Source organism: Flavobacterium sp. N502540 (assembly GCF_025947365.1).
Taxonomy (GTDB): Bacteria; Bacteroidota; Bacteroidia; order Flavobacteriales; family Flavobacteriaceae; genus Flavobacterium.
On the sequence record NZ_CP110012.1, the window covers coordinates 3065544 to 3083465 of the forward strand.

15 protein-coding genes are annotated in these 17922 nt (G+C 37.3%); 9 read left to right on the forward strand and 6 right to left on the reverse strand.

The window, feature by feature from the left end; genetic code table 11:
* Positions 1 to 140 precede the first annotated feature (140 nt).
* Positions 141 to 287 carry a hypothetical protein gene (locus OLM58_RS12910; RefSeq protein ID WP_165769240.1) on the forward strand — a complete coding sequence of 49 codons (147 nt, stop codon included), beginning with the start codon at positions 141 to 143 and terminating at the stop codon, positions 285 to 287.
* 315 nt (positions 288 to 602) lie between these two features.
* The gene (locus tag OLM58_RS12915) at positions 603 to 1262 is read left to right on the forward strand and encodes a GNAT family N-acetyltransferase (protein WP_264529222.1); all 660 of its coding nucleotides are present in this window, start codon (positions 603 to 605) and stop codon (positions 1260 to 1262) included.
* A gap of 240 nt (positions 1263 to 1502) precedes the next feature.
* Here OLM58_RS12915 and OLM58_RS12920 read toward each other — a convergent pair whose 3' ends face one another.
* From OLM58_RS12920 to OLM58_RS12930, 3 genes are all read right to left on the reverse strand, one after another.
* A complete protein-coding gene (locus OLM58_RS12920; RefSeq protein ID WP_264529223.1) occupies positions 1503 to 1841 on the reverse strand; it encodes a hypothetical protein in 339 nt (112 codons plus the stop codon).
* On the reverse strand, positions 1810 to 2064 hold the full coding sequence (locus tag OLM58_RS12925) for a hypothetical protein (protein WP_264529224.1): 255 nt from the start codon (positions 2062 to 2064) through the stop codon (positions 1810 to 1812). Before OLM58_RS12925 ends, OLM58_RS12920 begins: the two co-directional genes overlap by 32 nt.
* Positions 2065 to 2667: 603 nt before the next feature.
* The gene (locus OLM58_RS12930; RefSeq protein WP_264529225.1) at positions 2668 to 3363 is read right to left on the reverse strand and encodes a hypothetical protein; all 696 of its coding nucleotides are present in this window, start codon (positions 3361 to 3363) and stop codon (positions 2668 to 2670) included.
* 634 nt (positions 3364 to 3997) lie between these two features.
* Between OLM58_RS12930 and OLM58_RS12935 the strand changes: the two genes are divergently transcribed.
* From OLM58_RS12935 to OLM58_RS12945, 3 genes are all read left to right on the forward strand, one after another.
* Positions 3998 to 4249 carry a hypothetical protein gene (locus tag OLM58_RS12935; RefSeq protein WP_264529226.1) on the forward strand — a complete coding sequence of 84 codons (252 nt, stop codon included), beginning with the start codon at positions 3998 to 4000 and terminating at the stop codon, positions 4247 to 4249.
* A 79-nt stretch (positions 4250 to 4328) separates the two neighbouring features.
* On the forward strand, positions 4329 to 6641 hold the full coding sequence (locus tag OLM58_RS12940; RefSeq protein ID WP_264529227.1) for a tetratricopeptide repeat protein: 2313 nt from the start codon (positions 4329 to 4331) through the stop codon (positions 6639 to 6641).
* Positions 6642 to 6846: 205 nt separating this feature from the next.
* Positions 6847 to 7095, forward strand: coding sequence for a hypothetical protein (locus tag OLM58_RS12945; protein ID WP_264529228.1), 249 nt, complete (start codon positions 6847 to 6849; stop codon positions 7093 to 7095).
* 36 nt (positions 7096 to 7131) lie between these two features.
* Here OLM58_RS12945 and OLM58_RS12950 read toward each other — a convergent pair whose 3' ends face one another.
* The 3 genes from OLM58_RS12950 to OLM58_RS12960 are packed head-to-tail and all read right to left on the reverse strand — an operon-like array spanning position 7132 to position 11574.
* Complete coding sequence (locus OLM58_RS12950) at positions 7132 to 7890, reverse strand: hypothetical protein (protein WP_264529229.1); 759 nt, start codon at positions 7888 to 7890, stop codon at positions 7132 to 7134.
* A complete protein-coding gene (locus tag OLM58_RS12955) occupies positions 7865 to 9388 on the reverse strand; it encodes a hypothetical protein (RefSeq protein WP_264529230.1) in 1524 nt (507 codons plus the stop codon). Before OLM58_RS12955 ends, OLM58_RS12950 begins: the two co-directional genes overlap by 26 nt.
* Before the next feature lie 11 nt (positions 9389 to 9399).
* The gene (locus OLM58_RS12960) at positions 9400 to 11574 is read right to left on the reverse strand and encodes a hypothetical protein (protein WP_264529231.1); all 2175 of its coding nucleotides are present in this window, start codon (positions 11572 to 11574) and stop codon (positions 9400 to 9402) included.
* Between the two features lie 544 nt (positions 11575 to 12118).
* Between OLM58_RS12960 and OLM58_RS12965 the strand changes: the two genes are divergently transcribed.
* The 4 genes from OLM58_RS12965 to OLM58_RS12980 all read left to right on the forward strand — a co-directional run bounded on the left by OLM58_RS12965 (position 12119) and on the right by OLM58_RS12980 (position 17909).
* Complete coding sequence (locus tag OLM58_RS12965) at positions 12119 to 12364, forward strand: hypothetical protein (RefSeq protein WP_264529232.1); 246 nt, start codon at positions 12119 to 12121, stop codon at positions 12362 to 12364.
* Positions 12365 to 12556: 192 nt separating this feature from the next.
* Positions 12557 to 14677 (forward strand): ATP-binding protein, encoded by a 2121-nt coding sequence (locus OLM58_RS12970; protein ID WP_264529233.1) that lies wholly within the window; start codon positions 12557 to 12559, stop codon positions 14675 to 14677.
* Positions 14658 to 15866, forward strand: coding sequence for a hypothetical protein (locus tag OLM58_RS12975; RefSeq protein WP_264529234.1), 1209 nt, complete (start codon positions 14658 to 14660; stop codon positions 15864 to 15866). The genes OLM58_RS12970 and OLM58_RS12975 overlap by 20 nt, the downstream gene beginning before the upstream one ends.
* A 111-nt stretch (positions 15867 to 15977) precedes the next feature.
* Complete coding sequence (locus OLM58_RS12980) at positions 15978 to 17909, forward strand: hypothetical protein (protein WP_264529235.1); 1932 nt, start codon at positions 15978 to 15980, stop codon at positions 17907 to 17909.
* Positions 17910 to 17922 lie beyond the last annotated feature (13 nt).

Sequence of the window (17922 nt, forward strand, 5' to 3'; positions counted from 1 at the left end):
AGAAATATGCTTTTTATTTTAGTTGTTTGTTAGTCAGTGTTTTGCTTTTTTTAAAAGTGTTTTGGCATATCAATTGTTTTTAAAATGCAAATCGGAATACCGATACTAACAGGTGTAAAACAATATAAATTAGCGAAGCCATGAATGAAGATAAAATAAGAAAGAAAAAAATAAAGAAATTAGGCATATCAAATAAAGCGATTCGGCAAAAAGACAGAGTTATCAATTTAATGGTCTTTACTACGATTTTTTTTATTGCACTTTTAATGATTTCACAAATAGTGTAAGTGCCATTTAATTTGGAGATAAAAAAGTAAAATTTTCAGTAATTGAGAGTTTTACTTTTTTTGTTTTTAAATAGAACGCAGATCAAAAAGATCTTTATAGTTGTTGTCTCAAAATGATAAAAAACAGATCATTTTGAGACGTTTTTTTTGCGTTCAAAAAATACTCTTGCATTATAACATCTAAGATTTACAGGGGTTTGATACCAATTGGAAATTATAAAGAATTATTGGTATACAAGTTGGATGTAACGATTTGTATTTCTATCCTTTTTGAGGAATAAAAACAGTAACAAATAAGATCTATACTAAACGATTATGAGAACCTTAACCTATAAAATAGAACCTATTAAAAGACATTTTACGTTTTCAACCCTGGTAAAAAAACAACAAGCATCTTTACTCCTTAAAGAAGCGGTAGAAATTCCCGATTTTAGTATTGAAAAAGCCAGACCTGTGCATACTTTTTGGATAAAAGAAATTTGTGAAGTAACACTTGCATCAGCCATAGCTCGCGGAACCGGGATTTCCGGTCGTTCTCCCGAGTTTCTTGAAACCAAAATGAAAAAGGGAGAGGCAGTCATAGCCTTCACCTCAGACGGAAGGTGGGCGGGGTTTTCATTTATCTCCTCCTGGGAAAATGGAAAGTATGTTTCTAATTCCGGATTGATCGTCGCTCCTGAGTTCAGACACACCGGACTTGCTAAAAGAATTAAAACAAAAATTTTTGAACTCAGCCGCGAGAAATACCCCAATGCCCGTATATTCAGCCTGAGTACAGGCCTTGCTGTCATGAAAATGAACCATGAACTCGGTTTTGAACCGGTCACTTATTCAGAACTGACTACCGACGAAATGTTTTGGGAAAATTGTAAATCCTGCGTAAACTGCCCAATACTGATAAACAAGGACAAGAAAAATTGTTTATGTACAGCCATGCTTTACGATCCAAAGAAAAATGAAATGACGACAGATTAAATACAAAATTTAGAAGTCATGTAATAATCAATAAATTGTGATACAAGTAGTACAGATATTGCCTGCAGTTTTAACCGTGGGAGCACAAACAATTTTCAAGATGCATTTTTTTGGTAAAGCATTATAAAAGACAAAAAAAAACCCGAAGGCTATTTTTAATTTCTCAACGACAATAGTATAAATCGCTGATTTCTATGGAAATGTTAGATGGAATAATTAACCAGCAACACATCTGATACATTACCCATTGTAGTCAGGTAATCGGGAAAAAATGTCAAGACCTCCATCTCCCATAATTAGAAAATAATTTTCTGACTTTGAGAATCCTAAATATTTATTCCCCTCATAACTATTTTGTTGCAACTCTAAAAAATATTTTTTTCCATTCTTATAATTTAAGAGGCTAGGAACCTTGATATTCCAAGCAATATCAACAACTTCTATCTTCCATGTATTATCTTTAGTTAATAAATTTCCACCTCCACCTCTTAATCCAAAAATAAATACAGTTTCAGACTTACTTTGAACAAAAAAAGTCAAATTATCATCAGATATATTTTTTTTTAAATGAATTCTCATAATCATTAAATGTAATATTCTTTTTAAGAATATCATAAATAAAAACTCCATCTGTATTAATCAATAAAATATTATCATCTGAGAGCCATCCACTTGCTATTATTCCATTTAGGCGAATAGCTGTATAGTACTCCCATTCAGCTGCTTTCCCGGCTAAATTTTCGTCTGATAGTTCATTAAAAACATTGACTTCATATTTGTTTTTTAACTCTTGTAATCTCATATCTATGGGGTTATAATTTTACCACTGCCAGAAATTTGCCACTTCAGAAAACCGTTTATTTTATTGGAATGAACCCTATTCTATAAAACCCTCCCGTAACATGAGTATTTGAAGCAGATATACTTTTCAATCCTAATGATTGCGGATGTTTTAGTCTCAATATAATCTTGCACATTTTCGAAATTCTCTATGCGTCACAAATATGAGGCAAGGATTTTGTTCGATTTTATAAATGTTAAAAAGTGGTATAAAAAAGCAACCCTGTATACCGTTTGATTTGCAGGGTTTACCGTGAATTTTAGCCTTTTTTGTAAACTTTGAAAAGTCTCCTTTTAAGCCTTCAGCGGAGAAAGAGGCTCCGCCACCTGTATCGTAAGCACCAGCAAACACTGGGTGTCATGTTATGTCAAAAAGAGTTGGGCACTAATAGGGCACTCTTGAAATTCTTGGGTTTATTAACCTCTGTAAATGTAGGAAAAAAAATCGAGAAAATGGCGGAGAAATTTCAATAATTTGGGTCTGATGATTTGATTCTGGAGAATTGGAGCGCGCTTTAACATTTTTTATCATGTCTTGATAGTTTGTGAGCAAGTATAATAAAATTTACTTTAACTCTTTTTTTAATTCTGTCAAGACAATCTTTAAATTGTTTTTCAAGGATCCAAATTCACCTGAATAATCGCTTGAATTATTAATTTCATTTCTGTTTGATATTTTCTGCTTGACAGTATTAATGTTTTCTTGTGCTCCATAAGCATCATAACATAAATTTAAAAATTCTTGCGATTCAAAATTAAAAGAGAATAAATGCCCATATAATAATGGATAGCTAGATACGAAGTGAAGAAATCCATTATAGAAAATTTGATTTTCACTCATATTATCCATACATTTATCCATGAACAATTTGTTTGGGATTTTTGGAGAATTTGAATAATGCACCAATTCAATGAGTTCGTCTTTTATCTTTAAATTGTAATTTTGAATGTCTGGATAATAAATTGCAAGTGCATCATAAGCATCTATTCTTTTCAGCAATAGCCCCATGTTTTTGTTTTCTTCGCTCGAATTTTTCCCAATATAATAGGTTAGATATCCTAATACAACTAAACTAAGCAATGTTATGAGGGTGTTGACAGTGCCTCCTATGTAATCGGCAAAAGTTGCCCAATCATGAGCATCGCTTGAAATGGGTTTTTTCCAAAAATTGAACATGAAAATGCCGACAGGTAAAAATAAAATTACTAACAATATAATAGTGGTTGCAATTACGGCTTTTGATGGTTTATTTATTTTCATGATTTTAGATAAGAAATTAATTCTAATTATTAAATACGCATTTAAGTTAATACTAGATTTCGATAAAGTTATATAAAATTAAGAGTTTCAAATGTTAAGCCTGCTTCTCTTGAAAGATATTATTTGGTTGCATGATAAAACAAAGGGAATATTGCTGAAGAATGATTATGAAATTGTTTAAAATATATGTTTTATAGATCAAGTTTTTGGTGATTATTATATGTATTTGAATATAAAAATGTCTATAAATATTTAAATATATGCTTTTACATATAAATTGTATGTTTGGCTCTTAATTATAAGTATTATGGTACAATAAGTCAGATTTTAAGAATGAGACTCTGGAAAATAATATGATTTTTTAATGTGAACAGAAAACCAAAATCAATGTAAATATTTAATATTACTATGATAAAATTTTATAAATTGTAACGCAAGCAAATTCATTAGAATTATAATGAATATACTGATCAATACATTTATTTCTTTCAAAAATGAGAATTAATGCTCTTTGAAAAAGCAAAAAAACTGTTACAAGACTTTGAATTAGGCAAAAAAGATAAACAGCAGAAACAGCAAAATTCAATTAAATTCAAATAAAAACTGTAATATAAATTAATGAAAATATAAATTTATGGTAAACTGTTATTGCGAGTACTGCGGTACTAAGACTTCAAGCATCCAATCATTGACTGCGAACTCGTGTTTCCGTCACCCACTGGGGCCAGGTAAAGGAAAACACAAATTATACGAGGGAAGCGAAAAATCGCAATACAGCTGTAAATATTGCGGGACTTCTTCTTCGCAAATTACATCATTAACGGCAAATTCTTGCCATCGTCACCCAAATGGAAGTGGGAAAGGCAAACATGCGCCAGCTTTGTAACGAGTAATTTGAAATTAAATAGATACTAATATAAGGCTTTACAGAAATGTATAACAACTATTGTAAACAATAAAGAACTATGACAACAAGTGAATGGACAGAACGTGGTGATGATAAATACGATTTAAAAGACTACGTTGGTGCAATAGCAGACTACACAAAGGCAATTCAGGAAAAATCAACGAATGATACGGCTTACTTTAAAAGAGGATGGGCCAAATTTGAAATAAATGATTATGAAGGCGCATTAGCCGATTATACAAAAGCGGCCGACTTGTCTCCATTGGATTGGTCGTATCATTATCGCAGTGGAGTAGCAAAAAGTTATCTAAATGACCATGAAGGGGTTCTGTTGGATTTTGAACAAGCAATAAAATTAGACAAGGATATCGTATTAATTCCAGATTTTTTACAGCATAGAGGAGAATCCAAAGTCGAAACAGGTGATTATAGTGGTGCAATAGCTGATTTTACATTGGCTATAAAAGATAATCCCGAGGATGATCTTGCATTTTTTCTTAGAGGATGGGTGAAGTTAACTTTTTTGCAGGACTATTTAGGAGCAATAGCTGATTATACAAAAACGATAGAATTGGATTCGGAAAACCGCATGTTTTATTATGCCAGAGGGACTGCTAAGTATAACATACAAGATTATGAGGGGGCGATTAATGATTTTACTGCAGCAATTGATATAGATCCAGATTATTTGGAAGCATTAAATGATAGAGGCTATGCAAAAGCATTATTGCATGACTATGAAGGTGCAATTGATGATTGTACAAGAGCGATACTAATAAACGCGGAATTCCAACATGCTTATGAGAGCAGAGGGTTTGCAAAATTAGGTCTGAAAGATTATCTCGGAGCAATAGCAGATTTTACAAAAGCAATTGAGATCGATCCAGACTATGATTCAGCTTTTTATTTTAGAGGGGTATCGAAATATTTTTTGGAAGACCACAAAGAGGCATTGGTCGATTTGGCAAAAGCTGTTGAAATGAATCCAAACCATAAGGAAGCGTATGAACGCATGGCTTTGATTTATGCTGAATTTGGAAATATTAGCGAAGCTGTCACGAATTATAAAAAAGCATATTGCTTAACTATTGATTATTCAGAGCAAAAGAAAATAAGGCAAGAACTTGATAAGCTTATCCCGGATTATAATAATCAATTTGTTGATCTGCCTTACCAGCAAAGAAAGATAATTGCGGTAGATAATGAGTATACAACGTCTTCAACGAATGCATTTGTGGTGCTTGATAAATCTAATTTGCCATCGGCTGTAAACTTCCCTGTCGGGCACCCGATTGAACAGGAATTGTATATTGTACATCCTTTTACGAAAAACTCCTATATGCCCTATGCAGATTATGAGGACTCATTGTTTGTGGACAGGTATGACGAATTCAAATTCTTTATACAATGTCTTGGAGCAAAATCAATGACAGTAGAAGTGGTTAAGGGAAGCGAAAAGAGTTCTTCTATTATAAACAGGCGTTCTTCTGATAACAATGATTCAAGATCAGGGAGCGTTTCAGTAGGTTTTAAAGTTTATAGTGGAACAGTAAATGGAAATTCTAACAATTCTTCGACTTCAAATTATGACGGTAATAAAGGTGCGGCTGAAGATCTGCAAGCAACCCGTACAACAACACAGAGGTATAATCCAACGAAAAAACCATATTTACCCCACAATCTTATTTGGTTTAATAATGAACCTTCCTGGCAAAGATTATATGAACAGAGAATAACAGGAAGTTTACTTCAACATTCTGAAACATGGAGTCTAAAAAGCAATCATTCTATTTCTGAAAAAGAAGAGATAAGTCTGAAGTCTGCATTTAAAGATTTCCTTGGGGGAAGTATTGGTATCAATATGTTCAGCGTAAGCGGTGAAATGAGTTCGGAAAACACTAGAAGTATTGAAGAACTGGTAGAAAAAACATTCAATAAAAGTGAATCAATTGAATGGAGTATCAAAATAGAGTTTGAACCAGTCGAAAATCTTTTGGAAGAGAATATGGGATCAGTAAGTGAAACCAATAAAGCAGAAGTATCTTTGGTTTCAAATAAAGACGAGCAAGAATATATGGAGGAGGTGAAATTCATGCTTGAATATGATGGTGCTATTGAAGATAAAGGAAGAGCTATTCTGGAGAGATTAAGAACAAGAAAAGGAATTTCTAAAGAAAGATCTGCCGAGTTGGAAAGGAATCTGCTCTCTTATGGAGTCCTCTCAGAAAATGAAAAAGAATATTTCGAAGAGTTTAAGGCGATATTAAATGATGGAGAAATCACTGAAAAAGAGAGGCGAATTTTAAGTAGAATGGCAAATCGATTAGGCATTTCAGAGGAAAGGGTTGAGGAATTGGAAAAATTGATTTAAAAAAAATTTATAGACTTCTGATCTGCGAAGTTTAAGGTTTCGGCTCTGAAAGCCGAAACCTTTTTTTTGTTTTATATGATTAAGCATCTGGGATGTAGCCCATTTTGATATTCTCTAATCAAAGGTGATTATTAAAAAAAAATAATAGATAAAGACGCTAAATCGTTGTCGTCAGCGAAGGGATGCGATTTGTATCCATATCAGTATGCTCCGCCAAGTAGCACTGGATGATGACAAGGCTATCCCCAACGATAAGGACTGGATTTATGAGCATCCTCGAAATGCGCTTATTTTCAGCAAGACTTCCCTTGTATGGAACCAGCTCAAGAAGGTTTACAGCTCTTCGTTCAGGGAAATGGTGACGGGCCATTTTCCTGAAGAAAATGATATTCTGGAATCGCTGCTGTTTCTCTCAGAGCGGATACAAAGAATGGAATGGGGGATAAAAAAATAAAAGAAGCGCTTTGTTCTGCTCTAAGTATCATGAAGGCTACTTAAGTATAATATCGGCATCTTTTATTTCTCCGTTTGTTCCACTGGTAAAGGTCTGGGCTTTGATGTCATAATGATTACTAATTTCCAGCAGTCCTATTTTGCCTTTAGCATTCACATAATACGTCGTATTTGCTGCTAAATCCGTAAGAAGAATGATTCCTTTGCTGTTAGTTGACAGGTATTTGATGCTTCCGCCGCAATTTGGAAAGTTGGCAGTATAAAAATTCAGGTTGTTATAAAGGCAGACTTTTGCATTTGAAAGAAGATTACCCTTCTCGTCTTTTGCTTTCAGTCTAAGGCCTGTTGTTTCAGGTTTTAGTTCTGAATTTAGCTCAATTTTTGAATCCCTAACAATTTCAAAATTATTGGAATAGGAATAAGGAATGTATCCAAGCTCGTCTACTCTCAAAGAATCGGCATCCAGATCTGTTACAAGCGATGAGTTGAACTGAATGATAGTGTCGGTCTGCTTCACCATAATTTTATATTTGCCTATTGCAGGAGTCTTATAAGCGAAGATGCCTGAAGCCGTAGTTTTCCCTGTATAGATCGGGGTTGATGCATCATTGTAAAAGATGCTTATACTGGCTCCTTTTCGGACGTCTTCTTTCAAGCCTGTTGCGGCATTGAGATATTGGAGATTGATTGTCGATAATACATCTCCCACATACTCTGCTTCATTTTCCTTGTCGCAGCTCAAAAGAAGGACAAAACTGAAAATTGCAATACTAGTTAAAAGATAATTTTTCTTCATATTTTTTTCTGTTTTCATTTTGATTTGTTCGCCCAAGCAGCTGTATTTTAAAATTCTCATATTTTTCAATATCTTTTGGTTCTACCTGCATTGTCTTTTTATGGGTATTTGAAAAACTTTCTGTTAAATGGATATATTCCTTGGCTATTTTGCCGCGTTTGACCGCGCTGCTTTCATTGGAGAGTATTGTTTCGTAAATGTTTTTCAAACGCAGTTTCGCTTTTTGGATATGAGCTTTAGACTCGCTCAGCTCGATTTCTTTTTTCCAAACGGATGCCATTATCCAGCAGACGGGCAAAAGCAGATTTGAATCAGTGAAGGTTTCGTCTTTGAAATGTTTGCCGCATTCACGGATGAGCTGAGTCTTATTATAAGCGCTACCTGTTAAAAATTGACGCATATTTTTACTGTATATCTTGTAGCGAAGATTTTCGGTTTTCAATTGAGGTTCATTTACAGTCAGTTCTGTGAGATCTGAACTGTACCATGTATTTTTAGTTTTGAATTTCTTGATTGTGCATCGGATTTTATAAATGCCTGATTCCTCAAAAATGTAGCCTTTGGAATTGCAGTGCAGATTTAGCGAGACATACTTTTTTGATCCCGGATCCAGAAATGAATATCTGCTATTGAAACCGCAGCCTTTTTTAAAATCCAGTTCCAAGGATGCGCCGCTTGGGGCATACAGTTCGATGCAGAGGTTTCTTGAATACTGCCCCAGAGGCAGAGGAAGCTTTATTCTTTTTAGTGTGTTATTGGAAATTATGACGCTCAGGGCAATAATATCCCCTTTTAAAAAGTTCAGGTCCCCGGTGAAGCTGAAGCTATCAAATTGGATATTCAATTTATCGTTTATCCTTTTGGCTTTATAATCATCCGAAGTTGAATATTCCCTTAATCTGCCTCCAGGTTTTGCCAAGTTTGGATATCTGGTTACATAATCGATATTTCCCGAGTTAAAATCAAATCTAATATTCTGTGGCCATTTTGGATGTAAAGGAGATTCGATTAAAAGGTTAGTCTGGGACATCATAAAAAGATCACTCTCATGCACAAGGTTAAGGCAGTGTCCGATCTCATGCAGAATGGTTTTCCCCATCAAGGTCTGCACAGGTATTGCGTATTGGCCTGTAATTTTTATAATTTCTGATTCAAAGACAGCGCAGCCATTACGCGTGTTTGTTGCGACGGTATGATCATACATTTTTCCTAAAACCTGGTCGATATGCAAGGTTGCTATAGTCAGTAGGATATACGATTGGTTTTGCTGCACCGCTGCCTTTCTTATTGAAGAGCTCAGCTTTACTTGGCGCAGAAGATTTTGCAGATCGCTGTCATTTGTGGCATCCCTTAGTGAACCTGAATTTAATTGGCTCGGACTGATGTAGGTATAGGCGGTAATGCCTAATGGCAAAAGCCTGTCCGCCAATAGATTTTCGATCCAGCTATATTTTTCAGGATCGCCAATTCGATAATTCACTTCCACATGTAAGATCATCTTGTATCGGGTTATAGTTCAAACAATGATTTGTTGCTGCCGAATTTGAAGAGGTTGACAAAAAAAGCGCCATCGACCAAAATAGATATGCCGCTTCCTGCTACCCATTTATGTTCGATTTGGCTAGGCACATTTCCTGATCCGGTCAGAACTTCGGATCTCCCGACATGCAGTATATAGGCAACAGAAACACCGCTGAATATTTCCAGTCCGACACCTGGGTAGAAACTTTCGGTGATATCCTTCATGGAAAAGCCTGTATAAAGGAAAGGTGATACTTTTCCTTTCCAGACATTGATATCCCTGATGTCTGTTTTGCAGAAAAAGATCTGAACGCCAAAAGTGCCGTCTATTCCAGCCCGGTCTTCCGTTAGACTGAACGAATTGTCTGAATTTTTTGTGTAGTCCTTGATTTTTAGATTACTGAAGACCATTCCCGCCTTGAAGCGTACGTTATAGAGCTTGTTGACCCTGAAATTTCCTTTGAATACTTCTACAGGGGCATCTTTAGTTCCCGTGCTTAAGGTGTAATCAAGGCGTTGCGGCGCGTCAAAGACTGTATTGTAGTTTAAATTCTCAGTCTTATAGATTGGTGAAGCGCTTTTGGCAAACAGTACAGGCAGTTTGGGCTCAACTTTTAACGATTGCAAAAATTCGATTTTTTTTTCAAACAGCTGATAATTTTTCAGGAAAAGCAATAGCTCCGGATTTTGAGGTGCAGTTCCCTGGTCATTAAAAGAAAAGGTCGGTTCGATTTCTTCTGTTATTTGTCCATCATCGGACGTAATAGCAGTAGGAATTACCTGAATTTTGGTCGGATCCCCTTCTTTTTTGTTTTGGGTGAAAATTGAGACTTGGTCTTTTTCAGTTACTTCCTTTAAAGGATCAGTCATTAGGAGATAGTTTTCTGCAGCATCATGCGATATCATATAGTTATTCTGCTTCTCGCCGGTGATCTTTACTATTCCGCTGTACCAATAGGTGTCAGAGCTGTTGGTTGCAGGAATTGCTTTACTTTCTGCTTTCAGTCTTGCCTTTATGCCTGAAATGACTTCCAGATCCTTGTCCAAGCTGCCGCTCAAGGATGTCAGCTTAAAAGCCTCCTTTGCGACCATGGCGTCAAATGTCTCCACTAATGCTTTTTCCTTTTCGGTCACTTTTGCCGGTTCAGCATTGGAAGAGCCCGCAATTAGGGGCTGCGCCTGATAATCAAATGGATTTGTGGTTGGCAGCCCTTTAGTAAGCCACATCCAATCAAGAAACCAGGATTTGATATTTTCGGACCGCAATTCATTCAGCATATCTTCTGCCATTTGGTTAAGGTCTCCAAGAGATTTGTTGCTTGCTAGTATCCACTGGTTGTCTACTGGATTTGCGGTTGGATCCTTGAAGAATAGTGCTCCATGATCCGCTCTCACCTTCAGCCTGGCAAGATCAGCGATAAACTGCGGATTCATTTTGTCCTTTATAATTTTCAGGGCTTTTTTAAGCTCAGACTGCTGGTAGTTGATTTCTGGCCTTTTCAGCTGCTCCTGAATTTTCGCATTTATAGAATTCTTTTCTCTAAGCTCAAACTTTACAGTTTCGTAACCGTTTGCCATAGTTGTTTCAATGATATTGATTTTCAGGCTCTTGTTTAAACTATCTAATGAGGCTTTGAAATTCAGTGTTTCTGGTTTCAGCTCATGCCCGAGCTTGTCGTAGTATCTGATATCGAGGCTGAATGCCGGCAGAATCAAGTTTTTTAAGGGCGGGACTATAGTAGTGTCTTTTAATGATTTCAACATATCGTCCGTTTTGCAGGTCTGGTCATAATCTAAAAAAATAAGCCGCTCTTCTATGATTGCCTTGTCGCCATCCGAAAGGTAATCAAGTACGGACGTGATTTCCTTGCCCATTGCGCATCGCACCTTAAAGATCTGCGTATTATCCTCATCAATGATTTGATATGTCTTGCTATTCTGGATGTTTCCCATTGCAACAAGATAAACTTCAATGGCATCTTTGATTCTTTTTTGCAAATAGTCCTGTGAACAGTTTATCTTGAAGGCAAGCTTTTCATCATCTTTTACTATTTGCGGGGGAGGCGAAGTCAAAATCCCGCTTCCGGTGAATTCTATAGTATGGGTAGTGGTCTTGGTCTGGCCAAAAGCATTGTGGAAAAAAAATAATGGTAGGATAATCAATCTGAAAATTTTGGAGGTGACGTTAATCATATTGCAAGTGGTTACGTTAAAATTATTTTTAATTTATTAATGATTAAAATAAGGATTTACGCTAAAATGATGGTCATATATTGGAGCATGAATGAATATGGCATGTAGTATTTCTCCATAGAGGCTTTAGAGGCATGATTATATATTCCGATAATAATATGCTCTTTAAGGATTTCTTTTAAAATGATTTAAAGATATACGTTCCAGCACTATCAGCAATAGGTGGAAATACCTGTTTTTATTCTTGAAAATTCAATGTTGTTTTTTTTGTTGGAAATTTTTAATTGATTACCAGTATTTTGAGTTTGACTTTTGGCAAACTGCATTAGTATTTGCCGATGTGCCATTTTTAGCTTTTAATGCTTTATGAATATTAGCTTTTAGTGTCGTTTGTTCAGTTTTCTTTTTGTTGCCATAATTGTTAAAGTACTATAAAAGGCTGTCAGATATTTTGCAAATAATTATATTTGATACATTATATCTTCGCTGAATATTCAGCATTCAAATCTTTTTTATGGAAAAAGCAATACGACTAAAAGTGAAGAAAGATTTGGGTCCACGCGAGCAGGCCAATATCATTAAGCTGAAGGGAAGCCTGATTTCTAGAGGTTACACGGAGATTATCCATATCTCGGATCAGGATGAGGAATATCATATCAATACGTTTGAGACTTCTGGGGAGCGGCTCAATGAGGTGCATCAGTTTATTTCGGCATTCATAAGCAGGGAAAATCTCTCAGATACTCTTTTTATTAATTAGAAGCTCTATAAGAAGGAGGATAAATGTGGCTTGCATGGAGAGAAAACCACTCGATTTGTAATTTTTCACACCAATGGTTACTATAACTTACTTTTAAAATATTAGCCAGATAGATAATTAAATCGATTCTTTTCTGGAAATAGGATCCATGATCATATAGTTTATCTTTACTGGCAGCACCAATACTAAATTATGAATGATTTCAAATTAATTGCCATAATTCCCCTTAGCGGTTGCAACAGCGCTTTTTCCAAAAGCCTTACTCTGGGAACTCCATTTCAATTTTATCAGCATTACGATATTTTAACGGAAGCAAATGAAAAAATCACAAATGTAACTGCAATTGAAAAACTCCACAGCGTAAAGGATTTATATAAATTAAGCAATGGCATCAAGCTTAATATTTCTGCAGTTGCAGGTAAGAACGGTTCTGGAAAGAGCACCATTTTTGAACTGTTTTATTACGCTATATATCTGACTGCAACAAGACCATCAGAAGGAGAAGAGCCCCTTCTCAATAAAGCTTTTGGGTATCTGCAATATCAGAAAAATACTGCTGAACAGCACCGCAGATCACTCATTCATGCGGCCAAGCTTCCAGGGTTTGAAAAATTAGACGCAGAAAAAACAAAGAAAATTGATAATCTTGAAGTGTATATCTTCGAAATTATAAGGGAGAACGAACTAAAGATCAATGCGTCGCGTTTTTCTTCTCTCCCTCAAATTTACGAACATGTATCAGCGCAGCTTCAGAACAGAATCTCTGATTTGGACTTTGAGATTGAGCAGGAAAAAGCAAAGGAATCTCTTCTTGACGAGTCATTTAATGTTTCGGTGCTTTATGAAACAGGGGGAGAAATCAGGGAGCTGCTCTGCAGGGGAGGAGAGGTGGAACATTCCAGATTTGACCAGAAATTGGACGGGGCAAAATTTCCACTGGAGAATTTCAGTCTGAATGACTTTTTTTATACTATAAGCCTTAACTACTCGCACCACAGCCTGAATTCAAAAAACCTTGGGCATTGGATCAACAAGCTCTTTCATAAAAACGATGGCTACAGGACTCCTGTTGTGATCAATCCTATGCGCCATGAGGGGAATTTCAATATCAACGACGAGCTAAAGCTTTCCCGTGAGCGCCTACTTTCAAACTTGGCTTATAATTTGATCAATAGCGATGATAATCTGCTTCTTGACAGATACAAGGTTACCAGATTTATTTTTACGCCAAAGCTTGGCCCTGGATTAAAAGATATCGATCAGCTTACGTTAAGGGTTGCAAAGGAAAGAAGTGGCCTAAATCTTAGACAAGCCAAGGGAGCCTACTCTGATGTGGCGTTTGAATATCTTAATAAGAAAATTTCAAAAATTTCTGATAGCTATGGTTTTTTAAAAGATAATGGTGAGGAGGACTGGATTTTTGAAAGAAATATTTTTACCGACAAAAGCCATATAATGAGAAAGATTGACGGGACGCTTAATTATCTGAAGTTTGTCAATACCGATTCGCATAATAAAATCTGGGGCAATGGTAACGCATATGGGCCAATTTCAGTTGCCTCAGAGAAATTCAAGAGATACCTGCAGCTCTTTGGTAAAGAAGCTGAGCAGGCCAAGCCTGAGGACATCATCAAGTTTGCGCTTCCTGGTTTTTTTAATATTGACTTCGAATTTGTGGACACCAAAAACAAAAGTACTAAAATCAAACTCAGTGATATGAGCTCGGGAGAGCAGCAATCGATTTTCAATATAAACACGATCCTATACCACTTGTATAATATACAGTCGATACATCCTAAAGATAAAGATGTTAAGAAAAAAGGCGCTTCCTCGAAAAGGGCTGCCTATTCCAACGTAAACATCGTGCTGGATGAAGTGGAACTGTATTATCATCCTCAGATGCAGCGCGCTTTGGTCAAGAGCATGGTCAGCTCGCTTGAGAATCTAAAAGGGTCAAGTGGTATAAAATCTATAAATATCTGCATCCTGACCCACTCGCCTTTCATACTTTCGGACATACCTGCATGCAATGTACTTCTTTTGGAGCGCGGCAAAAAAGGAAATTCAGTGGTGAAGCCCAGCACAGGAGAAAGTTTCGCAGCCAACATAAACGATCTGCTTGCAGACAGCTTCTTTTTGGAGGATACCCTGATGGGGGATTTTGCATCACAGGAAATCACCTCCCTCATTGAAAGAATAGACAGCGGAAACTCTGCAGAGCAGGATGATTATTTCATCGAGATGATAGGTGACCCTTATCTAAAAACGAGTCTTAGAACCTTTAAAAAATCCCATGATAAAGATAGTAATTGATAAAGCTTCTGTTCGAGAAAAAGAATATACTACAGTAATGGTGGGCCCGCTGCAAAGAAGAATAGGCCATCTTAAATTGTCTCTCGAGCATCTGTTGGGGCACTCAAGGGATATAAAAAATAATGGAATAGAAAGCTACAAGCACACTACAAAGAGAATAATCCTTCTGATAGAGAAAAAAAAGAAGCACGGCAAAAAAGAAGCTTTTCATACGCCGCATTATATGGACACTATCGACAAATACCGCAATGGCAATAATAAATTAAAACAATTTAACCTCCAGGGACTGCTGGATTATCTGGATGATCTTGAGAAGTATGATTCAAAAGGGCTTAAAGAGATGCTTTTATGGCCTGCCAGCGACCTATACGACCAGAATAAATCTCTCACAAACAGGTTTAATGAATGTGAGATCACAATTCTGACTTATGCAATTTCCTATGATTATGGAGAGCTTGCAAACGTGGCAAAAAAATTTTTCAGGACCCATAATTTTGTCCATTCCTGCCCTTACTGCAATCTAGAGAACGCTAAATATGAGAAAGGAAATAGGGGAACTGCAAGAGGGCATGTGCTCGACCACTTTTTCTGCCAGGCAAAATTTCCAATGCTGGTGTTGTGTATGTACAATCTTGTGCCGTGCGGCACTGACTGCAATGGCACCGATAATAAGGGACAGATTCCTTTTACCAAAGAATTCCATCTGAATCCCTATGTGGCGGGGTTCAATGAAAAGATGTTTTTCAGCCCCGTAAAGAAAGGCAGGAAGGTCATTGGGATAGAAGTGCAGCACAATTCTGGTTGTGCTCCGGGGACAGTTCACTACAAGCAGATTTTTGGAGACTCTACTGATGCAACCGATGAAAGATTCAAAAAGGGCAATATGAATGTATTTGAATTGGAACGCAAATACGTTGATAAAATTTTCAAGGCGCAGAAGGTGCTCAATACAATAGACAAACGAGTAAACGGTCTTGGCGCAATCAAAAAGTTTTTGGATATGATCAAAGGCAGAGACGCAGGCAAAGATCATAAAAACTGGTACTTAGAAGAAATGGAGGCAAGTTTTGATCCGGAGGAATTCCGATTCCACGATATGTCAAAATTTATCAGAGACATTCATGACTCTTATATTCTCGAGAGCCGCCAAAGCAAGACAGATTTTATAAAGGCAATGATCAAGTATTGATATTTGAGTTTTTGCGAATCTCTGCCAAATGGCAGGAGCTCTATCAGCTTTGTTAATTGAGGAGGAAAAACAAGAAAACCCTAAATTGCAGTTTTAACAAATTACAGCCAAATGAGCCAGAAAAATAACGGTGCAGAAACAAAGGATATAATAATTGAAAATGCGGCGCAGCTTTGGACATTTCTAAAACAGAGCGGAGGCATCGACATAAAATATTACGACAAGGAAATCTTCAATTCAAAGGATACAGATCTTAATCTCTATTCTCTCTTGGGTATAGGAAGCAATCACGGAAGCATCGAGGAAAATCTTGCGGCAGGCGGGGTCGGTTTGGAAACTTTTCTCCAGGTCCTGCTTCAGGCATTCCATCCCTACAGCCTGATGATGGTGGAGATTTGCGCTTTTTTTGAGAAGTATGAGGCAAAGTATGCGAAGGAGAATATCAAGATCAAGTTTGATTTTGGCCAGCAGTCTGGTAATATCGGGTTTGATCTGCAAAATTTCCGAGAGAGGCTGAAGCAGTTCCAAATTATGGAGAGGCAGGTGACAGTTTATGAAATTACTATCAATCAGCTCAGCGGTCTGTATGCTATTTTTAAGCAGGAAGGCAGGCCTGCTATAGAAGATGCTTCGGCTAGAGGCTGGATCGAGGCATACCGTCCCGACGGCAGGGAGGCGTTTTTCAATAAGCCGGATATTGACGCTCCTGTCACCGGGCATGATGATCTGGACCATTATCTAGCCATCCTGATGGATATTTGGAGGTCTTTTGTGAATTCCTGCCGCAAATATGGAAAGACGCTTACAGAACTGAAAAACAGTTCCTTGAGCAACGGTGGTTTTGACCGCGACAGGAATGTTTTGGAGGATCAGGAGCTGCTGCGTCAGGTGGCTCTTGACCATTGGCCCGCATTTTTTCTGGAAAGGCTCTTCGGCACGATCCAGGAAATTCAGAAGATGCAGGAAATCCAGCGCAATATGAGATTCGTGGGACTTTGTGCTGAACTGAGGAAATTTATCTCGACTCTGAACAAGAACATTGCCACTATTGCAGAAGAAAAGCTGGTGGAAGAGCTTCTTAATATTTTGAGCCTTCCTCTCTGGAAGCATCGCTATGAACTGTATGCTACTTGGATTCTGGCCAGAATCGATAGGGCCTTTGATGGGTGTGAGGTTGAGCTGCACCATAAAGAGGGTATCCTTGCTCTAAGTTTCAAAGATACACACATCGCTACGATAAAAACCAGAGACGATGTGCTTGAGCTTTGGTCGGAAGTCAGAAGTCTGCTTGCAAATCCTAGCAGTGCGAAAAGAAAAGCAGCCATCCAGCCTGATTACAGGATCCTCCCCGCTGGAACACTTAGCTCACCTGAAAGGCATATTGCCGCTATTGAGGTGAAACAGCATAAATCCACAAGCAGAAGGAATTTTATGGAGGCGTTGAACGATTATGCGGCCGCGTTGCCAAATGCGCTTGTCGTTTTGGTGAATTACGGTCCAGTGAGCAAAAATATGCCGTTAGCATTTCCCGAACGAAGCATTTATATGGGCCAGATCATGCCCGACGGCGATAACGCCTATAAGCTGACAGAACAGCTTTCAGCCTTGATAGCAAAACCCAATCAGGGCAAAGGTGCTGCGAAAGATAATCTGGATTCAAGAGAACAGGCCCTGTTTTATGCACAGGAAATAGAAGCAGTATATGTTGATGTCTCGGGATCCCTCAATACCCCTCAATACAAGATGTTTTTGGAGGCCATGCTGTACAGGCTGGTTGGTCCAGTCGGGGTAAAAAAGATAGCGGCTGTGGATACTGAACTGAGAAAAGAATGGGAAAACCCAGATCTCGGTTCATTAGCGGAGCTTACAGCAATGCAGTTCAAGGGTGATACTGATTTTAAGGAGCTTTTGCCTGATGAGAGCAAAAAGACGTTGGTCATAACAGATCCGCAGGGCTATACCCGCTGCGTAAAAAAGGCGCTCACTGCAGGATGCTGTCTGATTTATGATAAGGGCAAGACTAAATTTTTAAAAATAGAATAGTATGCAGCATCAA

Excerpts from the sequence above, each read along its gene's own strand:
- OLM58_RS12930 (WP_264529225.1), bottom strand. The coding sequence starts at position 3,363 with ATGAAAATAAATAAACCATCAAAAGCCGTAATTGCAACCACTATTATA.
- OLM58_RS12935 (WP_264529226.1), top strand. The coding sequence starts at position 3,998 with ATGGTAAACTGTTATTGCGAGTACTGCGGTACTAAGACTTCAAGCATC.
- OLM58_RS12975 (WP_264529234.1), top strand. The coding sequence starts at position 14,658 with ATGATAAAGATAGTAATTGATAAAGCTTCTGTTCGAGAAAAAGAATAT.
- OLM58_RS12950 (WP_264529229.1), bottom strand. The coding sequence starts at position 7,890 with ATGAAGAAAAATTATCTTTTAACTAGTATTGCAATTTTCAGTTTTGTC.
- OLM58_RS12955 (WP_264529230.1), bottom strand. The coding sequence starts at position 9,388 with ATGATCTTACATGTGGAAGTGAATTATCGAATTGGCGATCCTGAAAAA.
- OLM58_RS12925 (WP_264529224.1), bottom strand. The coding sequence starts at position 2,064 with ATGAGATTACAAGAGTTAAAAAACAAATATGAAGTCAATGTTTTTAAT.
- OLM58_RS12980 (WP_264529235.1), top strand. The coding sequence starts at position 15,978 with ATGAGCCAGAAAAATAACGGTGCAGAAACAAAGGATATAATAATTGAA.
- OLM58_RS12940 (WP_264529227.1), top strand. The coding sequence starts at position 4,329 with ATGACAACAAGTGAATGGACAGAACGTGGTGATGATAAATACGATTTA.
- OLM58_RS12970 (WP_264529233.1), top strand. The coding sequence starts at position 12,557 with ATGAATGATTTCAAATTAATTGCCATAATTCCCCTTAGCGGTTGCAAC.
- OLM58_RS12920 (WP_264529223.1), bottom strand. The coding sequence starts at position 1,841 with ATGAGAATTCATTTAAAAAAAAATATATCTGATGATAATTTGACTTTT.
- OLM58_RS12915 (WP_264529222.1), top strand. The coding sequence starts at position 603 with ATGAGAACCTTAACCTATAAAATAGAACCTATTAAAAGACATTTTACG.
- OLM58_RS12945 (WP_264529228.1), top strand. The coding sequence starts at position 6,847 with ATGCTCCGCCAAGTAGCACTGGATGATGACAAGGCTATCCCCAACGAT.
- OLM58_RS12965 (WP_264529232.1), top strand. The coding sequence starts at position 12,119 with ATGGAAAAAGCAATACGACTAAAAGTGAAGAAAGATTTGGGTCCACGC.
- OLM58_RS12910 (WP_165769240.1), top strand. The coding sequence starts at position 141 with ATGAATGAAGATAAAATAAGAAAGAAAAAAATAAAGAAATTAGGCATA.